The organism is Nocardia sp. NPDC002869 (assembly GCF_046764065.1).
GTDB lineage: Bacteria > Actinomycetota > Actinomycetes > Mycobacteriales > Mycobacteriaceae > Nocardia > Nocardia rhamnosiphila.
The window spans coordinates 20556-36561 of sequence record NZ_JBKOOL010000041.1 but is presented as its reverse complement, the minus strand read 5'-3'; the positions used below and the strand labels follow the sequence as shown (position 1 = coordinate 36561).

General features: G+C 65.3%; 20 protein-coding genes. 15 read left to right on the top strand and 5 right to left on the bottom strand.

The genetic code is table 11. The annotated features are described in order from the left end of the window. Positions 1-438: 438 nt before the first annotated feature. The 5 genes from ACLML9_RS10785 to ACLML9_RS10765 all read left to right on the top strand — a co-directional run bounded on the left by ACLML9_RS10785 (position 439) and on the right by ACLML9_RS10765 (position 3389). Positions 439-702 (top strand): hypothetical protein, encoded by a 264-nt coding sequence (locus ACLML9_RS10785; RefSeq protein ID WP_411945377.1) that lies wholly within the window; start codon positions 439-441, stop codon positions 700-702. 152 nt (positions 703-854) lie between these two features. Beyond that, positions 855-1175, top strand: a complete 321-nt coding sequence (locus ACLML9_RS10780) for a transposase (RefSeq protein WP_181062555.1) — start codon at positions 855-857, stop codon at positions 1173-1175. Continuing rightward, positions 1175-2074, top strand: coding sequence for an IS3 family transposase (locus ACLML9_RS10775; protein WP_411945376.1), 900 nt, complete (start codon positions 1175-1177; stop codon positions 2072-2074). Before ACLML9_RS10780 ends, ACLML9_RS10775 begins: the two co-directional genes overlap by 1 nt. Before the next feature lie 342 nt (positions 2075-2416). Further along, positions 2417-2572 carry a hypothetical protein gene (locus ACLML9_RS10770; protein WP_411945375.1) on the top strand — a complete coding sequence of 52 codons (156 nt, stop codon included), beginning with the start codon at positions 2417-2419 and terminating at the stop codon, positions 2570-2572. 97 nt (positions 2573-2669) lie between these two features. Then, complete coding sequence (locus ACLML9_RS10765) at positions 2670-3389, top strand: HAD family hydrolase (RefSeq protein ID WP_411945374.1); 720 nt, start codon at positions 2670-2672, stop codon at positions 3387-3389. On the opposite strand, the gene ACLML9_RS10760 is transcribed toward ACLML9_RS10765, so the two are convergent. Further along, the gene (locus ACLML9_RS10760) at positions 3383-4759 is read right to left on the bottom strand and encodes a helix-turn-helix domain-containing protein (protein ID WP_411945373.1); all 1377 of its coding nucleotides are present in this window, start codon (positions 4757-4759) and stop codon (positions 3383-3385) included. The two genes, ACLML9_RS10765 and ACLML9_RS10760, sit on opposite strands and share 7 nt — an antisense overlap. A 382-nt stretch (positions 4760-5141) precedes the next feature. Here ACLML9_RS10760 and ACLML9_RS10755 point away from each other — a divergent pair, with 382 nt between their 5' ends. The 4 genes from ACLML9_RS10755 (at position 5142) to cyaB (ending at position 7482) form a co-directional block, all read left to right on the top strand. Next, on the top strand, positions 5142-5444 hold the full coding sequence (locus ACLML9_RS10755; RefSeq protein WP_411945372.1) for a hypothetical protein: 303 nt from the start codon (positions 5142-5144) through the stop codon (positions 5442-5444). A gap of 79 nt (positions 5445-5523) precedes the next feature. After that, complete coding sequence (locus ACLML9_RS10750) at positions 5524-6384, top strand: hypothetical protein (RefSeq protein ID WP_411945371.1); 861 nt, start codon at positions 5524-5526, stop codon at positions 6382-6384. A gap of 47 nt (positions 6385-6431) precedes the next feature. Further along, on the top strand, positions 6432-6902 hold the full coding sequence (locus ACLML9_RS10745) for a hypothetical protein (protein ID WP_411945370.1): 471 nt from the start codon (positions 6432-6434) through the stop codon (positions 6900-6902). A 7-nt stretch (positions 6903-6909) separates the two neighbouring features. Beyond that, positions 6910-7482, top strand: coding sequence for a class IV adenylate cyclase (cyaB, locus tag ACLML9_RS10740; protein ID WP_411945369.1), 573 nt, complete (start codon positions 6910-6912; stop codon positions 7480-7482). A 587-nt stretch (positions 7483-8069) separates the two neighbouring features. On the opposite strand, the gene ACLML9_RS10735 is transcribed toward cyaB, so the two are convergent. Together ACLML9_RS10735 and arfB are read right to left on the bottom strand one after the other, a co-directional pair. Continuing rightward, on the bottom strand, positions 8070-8426 hold the full coding sequence (locus ACLML9_RS10735) for a hypothetical protein (RefSeq protein WP_039828167.1): 357 nt from the start codon (positions 8424-8426) through the stop codon (positions 8070-8072). Between the two features lie 283 nt (positions 8427-8709). Beyond that, positions 8710-9138 carry an alternative ribosome rescue aminoacyl-tRNA hydrolase ArfB gene (gene arfB, locus ACLML9_RS10730; protein ID WP_411945368.1) on the bottom strand — a complete coding sequence of 143 codons (429 nt, stop codon included), beginning with the start codon at positions 9136-9138 and terminating at the stop codon, positions 8710-8712. A gap of 308 nt (positions 9139-9446) precedes the next feature. Here arfB and ACLML9_RS10725 point away from each other — a divergent pair, with 308 nt between their 5' ends. Together ACLML9_RS10725 and ACLML9_RS10720 are read left to right on the top strand one after the other, a co-directional pair. Continuing rightward, positions 9447-10268 carry a lysostaphin resistance A-like protein gene (locus ACLML9_RS10725; protein WP_411945367.1) on the top strand — a complete coding sequence of 274 codons (822 nt, stop codon included), beginning with the start codon at positions 9447-9449 and terminating at the stop codon, positions 10266-10268. Positions 10269-10448: 180 nt separating this feature from the next. Beyond that, complete coding sequence (locus ACLML9_RS10720; RefSeq protein ID WP_411945366.1) at positions 10449-11273, top strand: alpha/beta hydrolase family protein; 825 nt, start codon at positions 10449-10451, stop codon at positions 11271-11273. 227 nt (positions 11274-11500) lie between these two features. On the opposite strand, the gene ACLML9_RS10715 is transcribed toward ACLML9_RS10720, so the two are convergent. Continuing rightward, positions 11501-12592 carry a serine hydrolase domain-containing protein gene (locus ACLML9_RS10715; RefSeq protein WP_411945378.1) on the bottom strand — a complete coding sequence of 364 codons (1092 nt, stop codon included), beginning with the start codon at positions 12590-12592 and terminating at the stop codon, positions 11501-11503. 284 nt (positions 12593-12876) lie between these two features. On the opposite strand from ACLML9_RS10715, the gene ACLML9_RS10710 reads away from it, so the two are divergent. Further along, on the top strand, positions 12877-13308 hold the full coding sequence (locus ACLML9_RS10710) for a pyridoxamine 5'-phosphate oxidase family protein (protein ID WP_411945365.1): 432 nt from the start codon (positions 12877-12879) through the stop codon (positions 13306-13308). A gap of 194 nt (positions 13309-13502) precedes the next feature. Continuing rightward, the gene (locus tag ACLML9_RS10705) at positions 13503-13946 is read left to right on the top strand and encodes a hypothetical protein (protein WP_411945364.1); all 444 of its coding nucleotides are present in this window, start codon (positions 13503-13505) and stop codon (positions 13944-13946) included. 122 nt (positions 13947-14068) lie between these two features. On the opposite strand, the gene ACLML9_RS10700 is transcribed toward ACLML9_RS10705, so the two are convergent. Continuing rightward, entirely contained in the window at positions 14069-14641 is a 573-nt protein-coding gene (locus ACLML9_RS10700) for an MOSC domain-containing protein (protein ID WP_411945363.1), read from the bottom strand. Between ACLML9_RS10700 and ACLML9_RS10695 the strand changes: the two genes are divergently transcribed. Together ACLML9_RS10695 and ACLML9_RS10690 are read left to right on the top strand one after the other, a co-directional pair. Continuing rightward, the gene (locus tag ACLML9_RS10695) at positions 14571-15023 is read left to right on the top strand and encodes a cupin domain-containing protein (RefSeq protein ID WP_411945362.1); all 453 of its coding nucleotides are present in this window, start codon (positions 14571-14573) and stop codon (positions 15021-15023) included. The two genes, ACLML9_RS10700 and ACLML9_RS10695, sit on opposite strands and share 71 nt — an antisense overlap. After that, positions 14930-15301, top strand: coding sequence for a helix-turn-helix transcriptional regulator (locus ACLML9_RS10690; protein WP_411945361.1), 372 nt, complete (start codon positions 14930-14932; stop codon positions 15299-15301). Before ACLML9_RS10695 ends, ACLML9_RS10690 begins: the two co-directional genes overlap by 94 nt. Positions 15302-16006 lie beyond the last annotated feature (705 nt).

Genomic DNA, 16006 nt, shown 5'->3' with positions numbered 1-16006 from the left:
CACACCCACCACCCGGTGGGCTGCGACATCAACTGAATACCGATGACAACGCTCGGACTCTGAAACCGGGTGGTCGCACTATCGGGGACCGGTCAATGGCCCTGCTGACTGGCGGCCTGCGCGTACGGGGGCTGGCTTCCCTGCCTGCCCCATAGGGCCTGCCTTTCTCGCGTAGGCTCCGCGGCCATGGGTGGCGGAGCCATCACGTAGTGACGCCGTAGGCGCCCTTGAGGGCGGAGGGGCGCGGAAACACAATGCAGGCCACCAGTCAGCAAGGCCACGCGTCCGAAGGGTGCGCTAGATCGACTGCACAAGTTGACATTTGAGCATGAACCTGTACTGTGTCGGCTACCCACTGGAGGCACACCCAGCCGGGTCCAACTTTAAGAATGGAGTGCGTAGGAAGTTCGTTGCGTGTGGTACGGGTCCGGAGCGTCGGTGACGGCGTTGCTGGCCGCAGCAGTGTGCAGTGCTCTTGTTGCACTTGTTGGTTTCCCCCTTCTGGAAGCAAAGATCAGCGGTTTCGTGAACCAGCTCGAATCCGGTAGCGAGGGAACCTCGAAGGGAGGTCGCATGATCAGTGAATCGTGGGCGGCCGTCAAGGGTATCTTCTGTGGCTTGCCAGGAGGAATCCTGATCCAGACCAGACGCAACGAGCTTCCTGCCTTAACACTCCTTCAATGTCGCCTCGCAACTGCGTAGGGGTGACCACAGGCAGGCCTCACGTGCGGCGCCGGTGGTTCGCGCTCGACAGCGGAAGGTAGGCCGGGTACGGCTCTCGTCGTCCTGAGGCTCCCCCCGGGTAGTGGACATCGAGTTAGCAGGATTGTTGATCCTGCGGAAGGATGTCTGCTGTGTCTCGGAAGCGTCGGTCGTTCACGACCGAGTACAAGGTCGAGGCTGCTCATCGGGTGATCGATTCCGGTCGCACGGTCGCCGAGGTCTCCCGGGAACTCGGCGTGCACGAGAGCCTGCTGGGCCGCTGGGTCGCCGATGAACGCCGCCGTATGGAAGCGGCTGCGGTGCATCGGGAACAGCCGTTGTCCGGTGCCGAGCGGGCGGAGTTGCTGCGGTTACGCAAGCAGGTCGCTGAGCAGGACAAAGATATTGCGTTCCTGAAAAAAGCTTCGGCGTACTTTGCCGCGATGCAGCAGAACCGGCCCGGTTCGAGCTGATGGCAGAGTGCGCCGCCCCCGATATGTTCACCGGCGGTGCTGGTGAGGACGTCGCTCGGATGGCGCGGCTACTGAATGTGTCGAGGTCCGGATATTATGAGTACCGGAAACGCTGCCGTTCGAGGTCGTTGACGCCTCGGGCACAGCGCCGCGCGGACCTGGCGGTCAAGATCGTGGCTCATCACCGGGAATCCGACGGCACCTACGGTGCCCCGCGGATCACCGCCGACCTGCGTGAGGCCGGTGAGCGAGTCACCGAGAAGACCGTCGCCAAGATCATGGCCTCGATCGGTATCGAAGGGATCAGCCCCCGCACTTTCAAGGTCGCGACCACGGTGGTCGACCCGCGGGCGTCGTTCCCGCCGGATCTGGTCGGGCGCCGATTCGACCGAGGCCGCCTCGACGCCGTATGGACCAGCGATATCACCTACCTGACCTGCGGAGAGGCAGACATGTATCTCTGCGCGATCAAGGACGAGCACTCCAAACGGGTGCTGGGCTGGTCGGTGGCCGACCATATGCGCACCGAGTTGGTCACCGACACCCTCGACAAGGCGATGGCTACCCGCGGCGGACACGGCCGCGGAATCGTCCTACATGCCGACCGCGGCAGTCAATACACTGCTTCGGCCCTGGCGGCGGCCTGTCATCGGCATGGCCTGCACCGGTCGATGGGCGCTACCGGGATCTGCTGGGACAACGCCGGCGCGGAATCGCTGTGGTCGACTTTCAAACACGAGCACTACTACCGGCACACCTACGTGACGAAGGCTGAACTCGTTGCCGCGGTTGACAAATGGATGAACTGGTACAACACTCGGCGCCGTCACTCCGTGATCGGGATGATCAGCCCGATCGCTTATGAACAATCACTCTCCGCAGCTGCTACAGCTGCTTGATCCCCTGTCCACCATTCGGGGTGAACCTCAGTCCCCACACTTCTCGGTTATCGAAATTCAGCAATCTCGAATCGAATGGTGCTGGCGTAGGCGCGCTGCCGTCGGGTCGACGCGCCGGCTGGGCGCAGCATACGGAGCCAAGCCGTTGCGTGGCGGACCGGCGGCGGCCCGTAAGCGCCGTCGGCCTTGATCCTGTATGGCGAAATTCGGCAACCACTCGCGGAACGTGATTGTCGTGGTTCAACTGATGCATGACACACTGGCTCCATCTGGTGCTCGACACCGCTGGCCGCGGGTTGGATCGCCCGAACGTGAACGTTCGTGGTGAAGGACCCAGGCCTGATGCTGGTGGAGTTGAGTGTGGCCGAGCAGCGGTATCACACCGTGATGGAAGTTCTGATCGGGGCGAGGGTCGCCAAGTACTTGGTTAGCGGCACAAAGGCAGATCCGAGCAGCGGCACGCCACCGGCAAGGGCCCACCTGGAATTTCTTTCCTGACGACGGTAAGCACCGAGCATCTCAGGCCCCTGTGTGCGCATGACGGATCGGTCAGCGCAGCCTCGTAGGTTCGGGCCGGGTCTGTCAGAATCCTCTCATGACTGCGGCGCGCCCGGGACTCGTCATCTGGGATATCGACGGCACCCTGATCCCTGCCGACCTGAGATGGCTTCGAAGGGCCATCGCACGTACTTACGCTTTTGCGGAGCCCGATGTGGTTTTCCCGGCAGCGCGAGTGCATGGGTTCACCGACGAGTCGATCGTTGTCGAAACAGCTGTTACGTCGGGTATCTCGCAAGAACTGGCGCAGGCCGGCGTCGCTCGCTTCCACAACGAACTGGCGAAGGTGATGTCCGAAGGCGAAGCAGAGCTGGCGCGAGACCAACCGGCCTATGCCGGTGCGGCCGAGTCGATCGCCGAACTGGACAAACATGGGTTCGTTCAAACCGTCTTGACCGGTAACTTGCGATCTGCGGCAGAAACCAAGCTGAGAGTGGCCGGCCTGGATTCGCTCCTGCGACTCGACCTCGGTGCTTACGGCTCGGATTCCCGGGACAGGCTGGAACTGCCTGCTGTTGTCGCCGACCGATATCTCAGCCAGTTCGGAAGCCCGCTTTCCATTTCGCAGACTGTGGTTGTCGGAGACGCTCCAAATGATATCTATTGTGCTCGGCATGCCGGCTTTCGGGTCATCGTCGTAACGCACCGGATGAAGCACAGCGAATTACTGGAACACTCTCCCGATGAGATCCTCGATGCCCTGGATCCGGACTCGGTTGTTTCCGCTGTCCAATCACTGACCGGTGCCGCTCACTGAATCTCGGTACTTCGGATCCGTTCCCGGAGCGCCCGGACAGGCTGCTCGTTGCGCCACGGTGTGGTTCTCTCGATTGCCCGATGTGCACGTTCGATACCACGCTGGTTGCCCATGGCAACGAGACTGCTGTGGGTTTCTCCGACAATCCGACACCCCTCTTCGAGTTCGCCGATCTGGTTGTATGCGCTCGCCAGGTCGACCTGTGCGGCGAGCACCACATTCCGGTTCCCGTCTCCAGTTGTGCTCAGTGCCGCGTCGAGAGCAACGATGGCTTTCCGGGGCTTGTTCAGGAAGAGCCAGCAAGTGCCTTCGTAGACAAGAAGCCGACTCGCATCCCAGTCACTGAAAAGCCCCGTACGGTCAACTTCATCAATGTCGTCAACTGCGTCCTGTGCGCGAGAAAGAGCGTCCTGGCACTCCCGATCGAGCTCGAGCACCGCATACGCCTGCGCAAGCTCGGCGCCTATCCTTGCCCTGGCGGCAGGCGGCAAGCTGTCCGTCATCGTCGCAGCGTCTCTGAGTATCCGCAGACCAATGATTACATCGCCGTCCGAACCGATCAGCGTCGCTGCATCCGACCGCAGGTTGCTTTCGAATATTCGAGCCACCCCTCCGATGACAGGATCACGCATGCTGTCTGCCAGCTTGCGAGCGAATGCGCAGTACGAGAGCGCCATCGCACGATCGCCGACAGCACTCCATACTCGACTTGCGACAATGGAAGTCTCACCCAGCAGTGATCCGAGTCGTTCTTTCAGCCGACTGTCGCTCGTATTCCGGAACAGGGCTGAAACAGTGTCCCGATGTGCTTCGATGGGGCCGAGGAGTGCACCCGGTGCCACACTTTGGCGTTGACCGGCCAGCAGGCGGGTTACCTCGACGAGACTCGTGATCGCATGTTCGGACATTCGCTGCGACCGAAGGTATGCACCGATCTGTTCGCGATCCAATGGCATGTCAAAACCTATGGCATCCGATACCGCCCCTGGATGAGTGCATGGGCCGAATACGCCAATGGGCCCACACTCACTTCGTTCATCCGCGCAACCCGTTGTGCCTACTCGGCTAACCTCTCGACGGGTGACTTTCCGCTCTTGCTTGCTCCGATCGTGTATCGCCATAAGCTCACCATCAGCGTCAAGCCCGGCATCTATGGCCGCAACGAGATCTCGGGAAGGTAGATTCGCGTCCTCCCATTCGGTCATGGACACGTACTGACGCGTGTACCCGATTCGCGTTGCGAGTTCCCGCTGGCTCAACCCCGCTGCCAGTCGCCGACGTTTGATTTCGCGCGCAAGTTCATCGGCCACCTGCGCGCGCTGACGATTGTGGTCGGGCACCGCTACCCGTTCGACGTTCCCCTCCTGCATGACTCGATTCTGGTGGAAAGTTCGCAACGGCAAGTCTCTTTCACCGGTTTTGCCACCTTTCTTGCCATGCGGGTCCACCGCTGTTCTGGGACTGACAGCCCACCGAATCGATCTCGAGGGGAACAGCGATGAGACCCACCGATGCCCACGCCGTGACCGGATTTTCTCCGGACGAAATGTCTTCAGTTGCTTCGGTCGGCAGACCCGTTGAGAACAGCCAGTCCACGACACTGCAGGATCGCCAGACCAGCTGTCACAATCACCGCGTCCTTCTGGAACGGATAGTTGCAGGGCTCCGCGCGCTACACGCCACCGACCCAATAGGTCCTTCCCGGACCAACCTTCCTATCCGCAACTACGCGCAGACCGATCAGGCGGCGCCATGAACCATTCGTTCGCGTTCGGCTGGATCGACTACGACATCAGCCGTGCACCCGAATGGGACCGTGCCCAGATTCACCACCTCGCCCGCCACCTTGGGTACCGCCTCGTGTGGCCCGACGAACGATCGGTGCTTCGTGTGGCCGACCAGGCACGCAATGCCCGGGCCGACCTGGTGATCCTGCCAGCCCCCGACCACCTGAGCCCGCTCGAACTCAACGCGGTCATGGACGTCGCCGATGTGGAAACCGTGGTGCCGCGGCTCAGCTTCGCCCGCTGGGCATTCGCGAAGGTAAGCCCATGAGCGCCACGGTGGCGGTCGGCTTCGCCATCGCGATCGGACTACCGCTGCTGGTGATCGCGGCGACGATCTGGTGGCCGTAATGATCGGAGCACCGAACCACTTCGCGCGCGAGCACAAGTCGGCCGCGACCTATCTCGACGTCGCCGCCAACGACCACGGCGACGAGAAAGGGCTACTCGTACACCGGGCAATGCTACGCATCGAATCAACCGAACCGCATATCGTCGAAATCGGCCCGGGCGGTGGCGCTGCCGTCGACTACCTCGCTACGCGGGCAGCGGAGGATCCACGCCCTGTACGACTCACACTGGTGGAAGCACCCGGCGTATCCTCGGCCTCGCTCACGGACGGGATCGCGCGGTTCAACGCGGTCGGGTCGTGCATGCTGGTGCACGGATGGGCTCAGGACATCGGGCGACTGTTGCGTGAGCCGGTCGACGTGATCAGCGCATCCGCCCTGATGCACGAGGTCTACTCCTACGGTGGCGCCTACTCCGGACTGCACACCTTGATGCGGACACTGCCGACCGTGCTCCATCCCTACGGTTACTTCGTCTACCGCGACGTCTACGCCGTCGCCGCGCCGAGTCTGCACGAGCGGGTCGTGCAGTCCTACAGCTCACAAGCCTGGTTGCAGTTCTGGCGCATGTTCGTCCCGCACTACCTACGGGAAGGCACCCATCCCTATCACCATCACGACGACGAGGTCGTCGCCCGGCAGAACTCGCGCATTGTGCCCATAGCCGAACTGAATACCCGGGTGTGCGCGGTGATCGAATCGCCGGTCGGGCTGTTCCGCGAGGTGCAACGGCACTACATCACCTGCCGCGACCATGTCTGGCGTTCCGGGATCCTCGGGTTTCGCCCGGTTCTCGACGGACCACTGTCCGGAGACTGGTTCGACTTCCGGACCGGCCACAACGAGTGCACTACACCCTGACGGAATCGGACCGGATGCCGGCGATGCAACGGGCGAACATCCTCGCGGTGAGTGAACGGTTCGACGATCATCACGTGATCGACGGAGATATCTTCGACGCCGTCAGCGACGTAGCCCTGATGGCCTTCATGTCCGCGGCCGAACAGGGCTCCGACGACTGTGTCCGAACCTGGGATTCGTGGCTGACCCGGGAAGGCCGCGAAACCTACGCCTACCTCACCGTCGACGAGCTGCTTTCCGCGTTCGCCGTGCACTCGATCAATGCCCATCCCACCCAAGACCTGGTCCTGATGCCGGTCTCGGCCGATGATGTGTTCACCCGCGACCGGCGCTACTACAACCGATTCCTCACCCACCGCCTATCGAACCCGCTCGTCGACGCGAAGCAGATGGTGCTGTTCCAGAACATCCCGCTGAGCGACACCAAAACCCTGCAACGCGCTCTCGGCACCCTGCAAACGATCTGCTCGAAGCCGACACTTACTCGGCTGCACACGGCAATTCACTGGAAAGGATGACCCCCGCATGGACCTGATCGAAGTCGAACGCAAACGCGAACTCGCCGACAGCGAAGCCCTGCGGCGACGCCTCGCCGAACTCGGCTACCGCGAGATCAGTTCGTTGACCGAAGTCGACACCTACTACAGCCGATCCGATGTCGACTACATGGAAACCGTCGAATGCCTGCGGGTACGGCAGCGCGAGGGGTCGGCCGAGATCACCTACAAACCGCCATCCAATACAGCCACCCATTCGGATCGGGGTGTCATCGCGAAGCGGGAAATCAACGTTCGGCTCGCCGATGCCGGCCAAGCGGGCGCGGCGAACGCACTGCTCGAGGCGGTCGGGATGATCGAGCTTGTACGAGTTGAGAAGGCACGTACCACCTACCGTCACCCAGGCCATGACGGCACGACCATAAGCATCGATATTCTCACCGGCGTCGGTGCCTTCGTCGAAACCGAGATTCTCACCACCGACAGCGAGGACGCAGCTACACAGCTCGAGGGCATTGAACAGGCGATCGGCGTCTCCACTTACCCGATCGTGCGCCTCCCGTACCGGGACGTGGTAATACACGCACGAACAGCAGTATGAAGGACGCAGCAAGTGCGATTGTGTGCTGTGCTCGCTCTCGCCTTCTGCGTTCCGCCGGTACTGCTCGGATTGGCTGACTGACTCACCGCCAGGCACAGTGCGGATGGCCGCCCCGCCGCTATCGTCGCCGTCACCCCAGCGCCGGACGAGGAGACCGAACCCATGCGTCGTCGCACGCTGCTGGCCGGCCGGGTCGGCACCGTCGCCGCCCTCGGCGTCACCCCGCCACGCTAGAGGGCGGTGGCGGCATCCGACTCACTACGCGTGCTGGAAAATGCGCTGTTTGCCCCGCCCGCCATCGGCACGCTCGACCACCCCCAAGACATCTATCTCCCCCACGGCGCCGACCTCACCGACACCCGGCCGGATATCAACGAGGCCGAAATGATCCGGTGGGTTCCGCTCTACGAAGCGGATGAACGACCGCGGCAAGATCGTCGGCGCCGCGACCGTAGTCGGTGTGTATCGGGCGCTGCCGGAGGACCGCGGGTGGTGGCCGGACGCACGCACGAATCGGCGGACCTTCGTTCACCGAACTGCTCGACGCCACCTACCCTGTCAAGGGCTGACCCCGCGGCCCCGTCCGATCAGCAGCCCTTCGGAGCCCGCCAGGCGTCCTGCGCGTAGGTGGTCGAGCCGACCATGGCGCCGATCACGCCGCCGATGATCCCGAGCGGGATGGCCCCGACAAAAGCGAGGGGCAGCCCTGCGATCGCGCCGCTCCCGGTCCCGAGCAGGGCGCCCAGGCCGGCCCGGAGTTCGATGGAGTCGCCGGGCGCCATGCACGCCGCGATGGGCGCCACCGCCCCGGACCCCGGGGCATCGGGTGCTTGCACCGGCGCGGGCGCCGGGGCGGGCTCGGCCGCCGCGACGCCCACTGAACCGACAATGAGTTGCACGGCAATGACGCTGCCGAGCATGGTGCGGGTCGATATCTTCAACATATGCACGCAGATCCCTGATCAGTCGAAAAACGCAGTGTGTGACCTGAGTAGTCAGATCTGCGACCATGATGTCGTATCGGCCGGTGTAATGCTCGCTTTCGATATCTCGGTCGGAGCGGGCCAGAAACCGCGCTCGCCGATGATCCGGCCTACCCCGCCTGCCCGTCCTGCGCAGGTAGACCCGGTTTCCGGCCTCCCCCATGTCGTCGGCTCGGAGGAGTTGCCGTCCGATTCTCGAATCGGCCGCCGGCACCTCGTAGGGTCGGGTCGAGCCGAAGTGTTGCTAGTCGTCGGGAAAGGCACGACGGTTTCGCTTGGTGATGCCGCGCCGCTTCTTCGCGGCGATGCGACGTTCCTTCGCGCCGCGCGAGGGCTTGGTGGCGCGGCGAACGGGCGGCGGAGGGGCAGCGGCGGCGCGCAGTAACGCGGCCAGGCGTTCGCGGGCGGCTGCGCGGTTCTGCAGCTGTGCGCGGTGCTCCGAAGCGGCGATCGTGAGCACCCCGTCGACCAGGCGGGTCGCCAGGCGGTCGAGCATCCGGGTGCGCAGCGACTCCGGCACGGAGGGCGAGTTGGCGAGGTCGAACGACAGCTCGACCCGGCTGTCGGTGGTGTTGACGTGCTGCCCGCCCGGGCCGGACGAGCGTGAGAACCGCTCGCGTAACTCGGCGGCGGGTATCACCAGCGTCCGAGTCACGGTCAGGTCTGCTGCCATGATCCGATGCCGTCTTTCCGATTCGCGAGGTTACTATCCCGAGTGGCTGAATGGTGACTCTCTCGTTCACGATAGTGACGACCTTGTGTTCGGGTAACAGGCAGCACGCGGTCGTCGCGTTCTCACCGATGTCGCCGACGCCGGACTCGCACGCCTCGCGAAGCCTCGCCTCGAGGGCCTGACCGAAGAGCGAGCGGACAGTACGGTGTCCCCCTCGAGTACTACTGGGAAGTCTCCCGTGGAGTGATGCGACGCGGCTCGGCTCGTTCGTAGTCTCGCCATACTGCACAACGGCGAGAGGACTTTCCATGGCCATACCCACCGAGCGGAAACCACCGATACAGCGGTTCCGGGTGCCGGTTCTGCTCGTCGGAACGGTCGCGTTGCTGATCGCCGCCCGGGGGCTGGACGCGCTCGTTTCGGGTGTGCCTGTGCTGCGTTTCGCCCTCGGGATCGGCGCGGCCGCCGGGGCGATCTTCGCCTACACGTGGCTGTCCCGCCGTGTCGAGAACCGGCCGGCGGTCACCGAACTGGCCGCCGCGGGGCGGTGGCGTGGGCTCGGGCACGGCGCACTCGTCGGCGCCGGGGCTTTCCTCGCGACGATGCTGCTCGCGGTCCTGTTCACCGACGCCGACATCACCGGTGGCTCGTTCGGGGCCTGCCTGGGCGTGGCCGGCGCGATGGCCTCGGTGGCGGTCACCGAGGAACTGCTGTTCCGCGGCGCGGTGCACCGCATCCTGGAGGAACGGACCGGCAGTATCGTCGCGATCACGGTCTCGGCACTGTTCTTCGGTCTGGCACACTCGGTCAACAGCAACGCCACGCTGTGGGGCGCCCTGGCCATCGCGGTCGAAGGCGGCGCGCTGCTGGCCATTGCCTACACCGCCACGCGGTCGCTGTGGCTGCCGATCGGCCTGCATTTCGCCTGGAACTTCACCGAGTCCGGTGTGTTCGGCACTGCGGTATCCGGCGCCGACGGCGAACCCGGCCTGCTGCGCACCGTCCTTTCCGGACCGGAGGTACTCACCGGTGGGACGTTCGGTCCGGAAGCGAGCCTCTTCGCGCTGCTGTGCTGCCTGGTCCCGGCGGTGTGGCTTCTCCGCAATGCGAGGCTGGTCACCCCGCGCTGACCAGTTCGGGCGGAGTCGTCGCCGTCATCGGTTCGCCTACAGGCCACCATCGAGCACCGCGGCTTTGTCGTCCCCGGTAGCCGTGTCCGACACTGTGCGTATGGATCCGCCGGCCCGGCCGGTCGGGTGAGCCCGGCCGATCGGGGTGTACGTCGATCGCTACGCGAACCGAGGAGCTCGATGGAAACGATCACTGGAACCGCTGCCGGCGTCCCCTACACGGCGCTGCCACCCGACGGCGGGGTCGACGCTCCCGCCCCACTGATCGTGACCTGGCACATGCTGGACGCACCGCGCACCGATGCGGCGTTCGCCGCAGCCCTGCCGATGGCCGGGGTGCCGGCCTGGCGGGTCCATCTGGGCATGCCGATGTGTGGCGCCCGGATGGTCGACGGGCGCGTCGACGCCGTGCTCGAACTCGCCCGCCAGGACGCGCTACTCGCATTCCTCGCACCGTTCGCGCAGCAGGCTGCCGACGAGTTCCCTGCAGCCCTGGCGGCACTCCGCGATCAACTGCCGACCGACAAGGAGCCGATCGGCATTCTCGGCGCCTCGCTCGGCGGTGCGGTCGCACTCCGAGTGCTGGCCACAGAATCGATCCCGATCCGGCATATCGCACTCGTGAACCCGGCCGTGCGTATCCGCTCGGTGGTCCCCTTGACCGAGGGCATAGCCGGTCACCCGTATGAATGGACCGCCGAAGCCGAGCGTGTCGCCGACAGCCTGGACTTCGTGGCCCGTGCCGCCGAACTCACCGTTGCGCCGGCGCTGCTGGTCGTCAGCGGAGAAGATGATCACCCGGACCTCCGCGCCGATGCGGCCGCGCTGGTCCACACTCTGCGCCAGCGCTACGCACAGCCGGACAACGTCGAACTGGTCACCGTGCCGAATCTCGCGCACCCGCTGGCCGAGGAACCGGGGCTCGAGCCGGCGCCACAGGGCCCTGGAGCCGAGGCAGTCGACGCCGTCCTGACGCGGTGGTTTCGCAGGCAGCTCGAGTCGTAGACTTCGCCGTCGACCACCACTGTCGGCTGTGGTTCTGTCGGCGAGACCTCATCGGAGGTCGATCTCCGTGTGTGGTCCGCGGGTCGCGCACCGGAGAACACCACCTTGGACGCTTGCGATCGCGATTGGCCCTGATGATCGGCACACCGCACCACCTCGCGCACGAGCACAAGTCCGCCGCGACCTACCTGGATATCGCTGCCGCCGGCCACGGCCACGACAATGGATCAGGCGGCCCTCGGGGCAGCGCGCATGCCGGCGTAGCAGCATTCGGTGCCGTCGTTGAGGGTGGCGAAGACGATGGGCATATAGCCTTCGGCGAAGGAGGGCCCGGCGCCGGAGGCGGCGAAGATGTTCTCGGAGTATGGGAGCAGGTCCATCTCCAGCGGCGGGGACAGGTCCGCCATATCGTCGACGAATGCGTAACGCATGTGGGCGTTTCCGTCGTCGTCGCGGCTGACCGTGATGACGACGCCCTCTCGCTTGTAGGTACCCGGGAACGGTGTGATGTCCACCTCGATCGGCGGATCCGCCGGTGCGAACGGCTCGGGCATCTGCACACCGGCGAGCTCGGCCAGCAGTTCCCGGTACACGTCGCCGTAGAGCTGACGGGCGCTGCCGCCGTTGGCCATCAGCGCGACCACAACCCCGGCCTCGGGAACCACACGCAGACACGCGTACTGGCCCACGGCCGCACCGTCATGGCCGTAGCCGCGAATTCCGTCCCAGTCGTAGAGCGTCCAGCCCAGCCCCCAGGCATCGGAGAAGACGCTCCACTTGTCGGGTGTGTCGATCTCGTGGCGCTGCATAGCGGTCACCACATCAGCGGCCAGCACGCGAGTGCCGTCCGCCGCGACGCCGCCGTCGAGGTGCATCTTCGCGAACCGGACCATATCGCCCGCGGACGTGATCACACGCCCGGCCGGGCCCACCGACCGCGGCAGGAGATCCCAGGCCGGCGCCGGATCCGGGTAGGCGCCCGGCTCCCCGAGATGCGACATGGCGACACGAAAACTCAGCGCTTCCTCGGGCAACGTCATCAGGCGCTCGAGGCCGAGCGGGGTGGCCAGGTGATCGCGGATCGCCTGATCCCATGTCATGCCGCGCAACACCTCGACCATGCGGGCAAGCACAACGTAGCCGACGCCCGCGTAGGACAGAGCATTGCCGGGCGGGCAGTCCAGCGCCACCTCGCGCGCCGCGGCGACGAACTTCTCGAGGCAGTCGTCACCGCGCCCGGTGTCGCGGTTGAAATCGTTGGTCAGGCCGCCGGTATGGTTTCTGCCAGCGGTCGACGGAGAAGCCGCCGCCCTGTGAATCAGGCCTTCCCCAGACGCCTTTCGCCGTCCAGGCGCCCTTGTCGTCCCAAGTAACTGTGTCGGACACTGGCTTCGTTTTCTCGTTCATGCCCACCATGCTCGAGCCTTGCCCCAGGGGCAAGGTCAAGCCCGAACATCGCACCACGGGGCGGCGCCTGCCAGGTCGGCTCGGACTCGGCCGATCGCCCCCGACCTTCTACAGCCGGACGAGGGTGCCGCCTCGTTTCCCAGCGTCATGCGCTGCCCGTGGGAAGAGAGCCACCGACCGGCCGGTTACAGGCTGTATGCCGAAACCCTTTACCGAAGCCGAACGCCAAGAATTTCTCGCGGGCAAGCACATTGCGGTGTTGTCGGTCGCGGCGACCGATGGACGGCCGCCCGCCTCGGTCCCGATCTGGTACGACTACGTCCCGGGCGGTGACATCAGGGTCAACACCGGCGCGAACCGGCGCAAGGCCAGGCTCATCCAGGAAGCCGGCGTGGTGACCTTGGTCGCCCAGCGCGAAGAGCTGCCGTATCAGTACGTCATCGTCGAGGGCACCGTCGTCGATGCCGAGACCCCGTCCCCTCATGCGGCGCGGGAAGCCATTGCCGTCCGCTATCTCGGTCCCGAAGGCGGACGCGCGTTCGCCGATCAGATGGACGGCGCCCAGTCCGTTCTGTTCACCATCCGCCCCGACCGTTGGATCAGCCAGGACTACTCGAGCGACTTCTAACCAGTACGGTCGGCTCACCCCGCGGGATCGGTCGGCATCTCCAGACGATGTCCACCGATTTCCGCCGGCTGAACGACCACCTCGACGACCAGGCCGTGCCGACCGCAGCAGGCGGTGATCGGCGGTCGCGATAGGCTGCTGAGGTGCCACACGCAATTACCGCGTTGATTCTGCCAGGTGGGTACCGGGCTGATGTGGTCGACAAGTGGGATGTGGTTCCGGTGCCGCTGCGCGGCGACCTGACGCTGTTCCATATGACCCACTACTACACCGCATACTGGCAGGCAAAGCTCGGGATCGAGGGGCATTTCGACGCCGCCCCGAGCGCGCGCGACCTGTTGTTCCCGACCGAGAACGTGGTCGGCGTCCTGGCAGCGGAGATCGCTGCCCGACCCGCACCCACTTTCGCGTTGGTGGTAACCGACTACTTCGGAGGAGCGGGAGGGCAGGGAGCCGTCGTATCGGTGAACGGCGGACCTATCCGTCCGACAGCGAACATCAATAGTGCACTGCGCGTTCTGGGGGTTGTCGCAGACCCGGGCTCGGACGAGTTCGACACGGTAGGCCTGGCCGGCCGGCGGTCTACCCCCGATTACTTGGATCGTTACGTGGAACTCTGCGACGAACTCGGTGTTTGACCGGTCGCGCGACTGCTGGAACAGCGACCTTGATCGACTACGCCACCGGCGCGCTACGCAGAAGGATCAGTTGATCCCGTGGAGGCTCGCTTGTTCGAGTGGGTGCGATGCCGCCGGGAGCACTACGTCCCGGCCCACAACAAGGGCGCGTTTCTAGACCGGTTCAAGTGGCCTGTGTAGTCCGGTGGGCAGTTCGACGATGATGTCGTCTCCGGGCAGGACCCGTCCCCCGGTCGGACGATCGACATGATCCCGGCTCTGCGGATCACCGCCCCCTGCTCGTCGCGCCCGACAACGCGCTCGAGCACACCCCGCTGGAAGTGGTCGATCTGGACGCACGGGTTGCGCAGACCTGTCACCTCGACCACCGCTTCGGCACCGAGCCGCAGGAGCGTGCCGGTGGGCAGACCGAGCAGATCCACACCACGAGTGGTGACGTTCTCGCCGAGTTCTCCCGGCCGCACATCGAATCCGGCCGCACGGAGGTCGTCGAACAGTTCGGAGTGGATGAGGTGGACCTGTCGCAGGTTCGGTGCGCTCGGATCACGCGCTACCCGGGACCGGTGTTTGACCGTGACGCCCTGATGGGCATCACCCTCCACGCCGTACCCGGCGACGAGATCGATGCTCGCGACGGTGGGCTTGGTGAAGGTGTGCTCCCGACTGCGGCCGACTGCCGTCACGATTGCTCTCACTTGCCGCGAGTGTACTCGCGTCATTGGTCCGCGGCCCGGATACATTCGATACCGCCACGTGCACCGAGGCACGCAGGTGATGACGTCGTTGCCGCAGGTTCTGCACATCAGGGCCGACCACGGCGGCAACTGTCTCGATGACACCGTCCGGCTGCTGTCGCGGGAGTTGGCCTACCCGCAGATTGCGACCGCGTTCGTCCTCAACCGCCTGGTCGACATCCTGTTGGTGCAGTTGCTGCGGGTCTGGCTGGCGAAAAGCCCGGACGAGGCGCGCGACCCTGGCTCAGTGTGCTGGCCGACCCCGTGGTCAGCGACGCGCTCGCCAAACTCCATCAGGAGCCGGCCCGGGGGTGGACCATCGACCCACTCGCCGCGGAGTTGACGCTCTCCCGCAGCACGCTGACGCGGCGGTTCCGCGCCATGACCGGTACCGCGCCGGCCGAATACCTGACGCGATGGCGGATGGATCTGGCCGCGATCCGGTTGCGGGACAGCGACGACCCTCTCGACGCCATCGCCCGCTCGGTCGGATACACCTCGGTCTACGCGTTCAGTCGAGCATTTCGCCGGGCACGCTCACAGGCTCCGGGGCAGTTCCGTAGCGCGGCGCGGGCGGCCGAGCGCGTCCCGACACGTCCTCATGGGGCTGCCACCGAATGAGGCCACTACGGTCATCCCCTGTCACTTCCACCTCCGACTCGCCCTCGATCCCGGCACCGCGGCGAGCCGCTCCGAACTGCACGCCGCCGCGCTCGTCCAGCAGGCGCACGCCGACGGACGGCTGGACCTTTCCGAACTGGATGAGCGACTCGCCGCCGCGGCCTGGGCGACGCCTGCCTTCGGACCGGTCGAGCGCCGGGGAGCCCCTTCCCTGCCCAAGGAAATGCGGGCTGTAACGGTTCGGCGAATCCGGCGATACTATGCTCGACAACTCCGCGCCGCGGAATGGGTGGGGTTCAGAGAGGCCGAAATGCCAGGAGGATCGGGAATCGTCATGAAACGTTGCCTAGTGACCGTGTTCGCGTGCGCCGCAGTAGTTCTCGGCGTAAGCGGGTGTGGCGACGACTCCGAATCGCACGAAGATCATGGGACGACCTCCAGCGTAGCTCCGACCAGCGCGGCGGCGCCGTCGAGCGTGGCCTCGACCACCCCGGCGCCGCAGAGCCCCGCAACGGCTCCCCCTGCCGCCGTCGAACCTCCGCCCGCGGCGGAACCGCCTGTCGCGGAACCGCCGGCCGAGGCGCCTGCACCGGCGCCTCCCGCGCAGCCGGAGGCGCCCGCGCCCGAACCCGCCCAGCCCGAGCCGACACTCACCCTGCCTGATTTCGATCCGCAGGCCGGCTACTGACCGACGGGAAAGTCTTG

What these genes read in the sequence shown, in the direction of transcription:
- ACLML9_RS10755 (WP_411945372.1), top strand. Translation starts at nt 5,142, where the DNA reads ATGAACCATTCGTTCGCGTTCGGCTGGATCGACTACGACATCAGCCGT.
- ACLML9_RS10725 (WP_411945367.1), top strand. Translation starts at nt 9,447, where the DNA reads ATGGCCATACCCACCGAGCGGAAACCACCGATACAGCGGTTCCGGGTG.
- cyaB (WP_411945369.1), top strand. Translation starts at nt 6,910, where the DNA reads ATGGACCTGATCGAAGTCGAACGCAAACGCGAACTCGCCGACAGCGAA.
- arfB (WP_411945368.1), bottom strand. Translation starts at nt 9,138, where the DNA reads ATGGCAGCAGACCTGACCGTGACTCGGACGCTGGTGATACCCGCCGCC.
- ACLML9_RS10760 (WP_411945373.1), bottom strand. Translation starts at nt 4,759, where the DNA reads ATGCAGGAGGGGAACGTCGAACGGGTAGCGGTGCCCGACCACAATCGT.
- ACLML9_RS10720 (WP_411945366.1), top strand. Translation starts at nt 10,449, where the DNA reads ATGGAAACGATCACTGGAACCGCTGCCGGCGTCCCCTACACGGCGCTG.
- ACLML9_RS10770 (WP_411945375.1), top strand. Translation starts at nt 2,417, where the DNA reads ATGCTGGTGGAGTTGAGTGTGGCCGAGCAGCGGTATCACACCGTGATG.
- ACLML9_RS10735 (WP_039828167.1), bottom strand. Translation starts at nt 8,426, where the DNA reads ATGTTGAAGATATCGACCCGCACCATGCTCGGCAGCGTCATTGCCGTG.
- ACLML9_RS10695 (WP_411945362.1), top strand. Translation starts at nt 14,571, where the DNA reads ATGCTCGCGACGGTGGGCTTGGTGAAGGTGTGCTCCCGACTGCGGCCG.
- ACLML9_RS10765 (WP_411945374.1), top strand. Translation starts at nt 2,670, where the DNA reads ATGACTGCGGCGCGCCCGGGACTCGTCATCTGGGATATCGACGGCACC.
- ACLML9_RS10775 (WP_411945376.1), top strand. Translation starts at nt 1,175, where the DNA reads ATGGCAGAGTGCGCCGCCCCCGATATGTTCACCGGCGGTGCTGGTGAG.
- ACLML9_RS10710 (WP_411945365.1), top strand. Translation starts at nt 12,877, where the DNA reads ATGCCGAAACCCTTTACCGAAGCCGAACGCCAAGAATTTCTCGCGGGC.
- ACLML9_RS10750 (WP_411945371.1), top strand. Translation starts at nt 5,524, where the DNA reads ATGATCGGAGCACCGAACCACTTCGCGCGCGAGCACAAGTCGGCCGCG.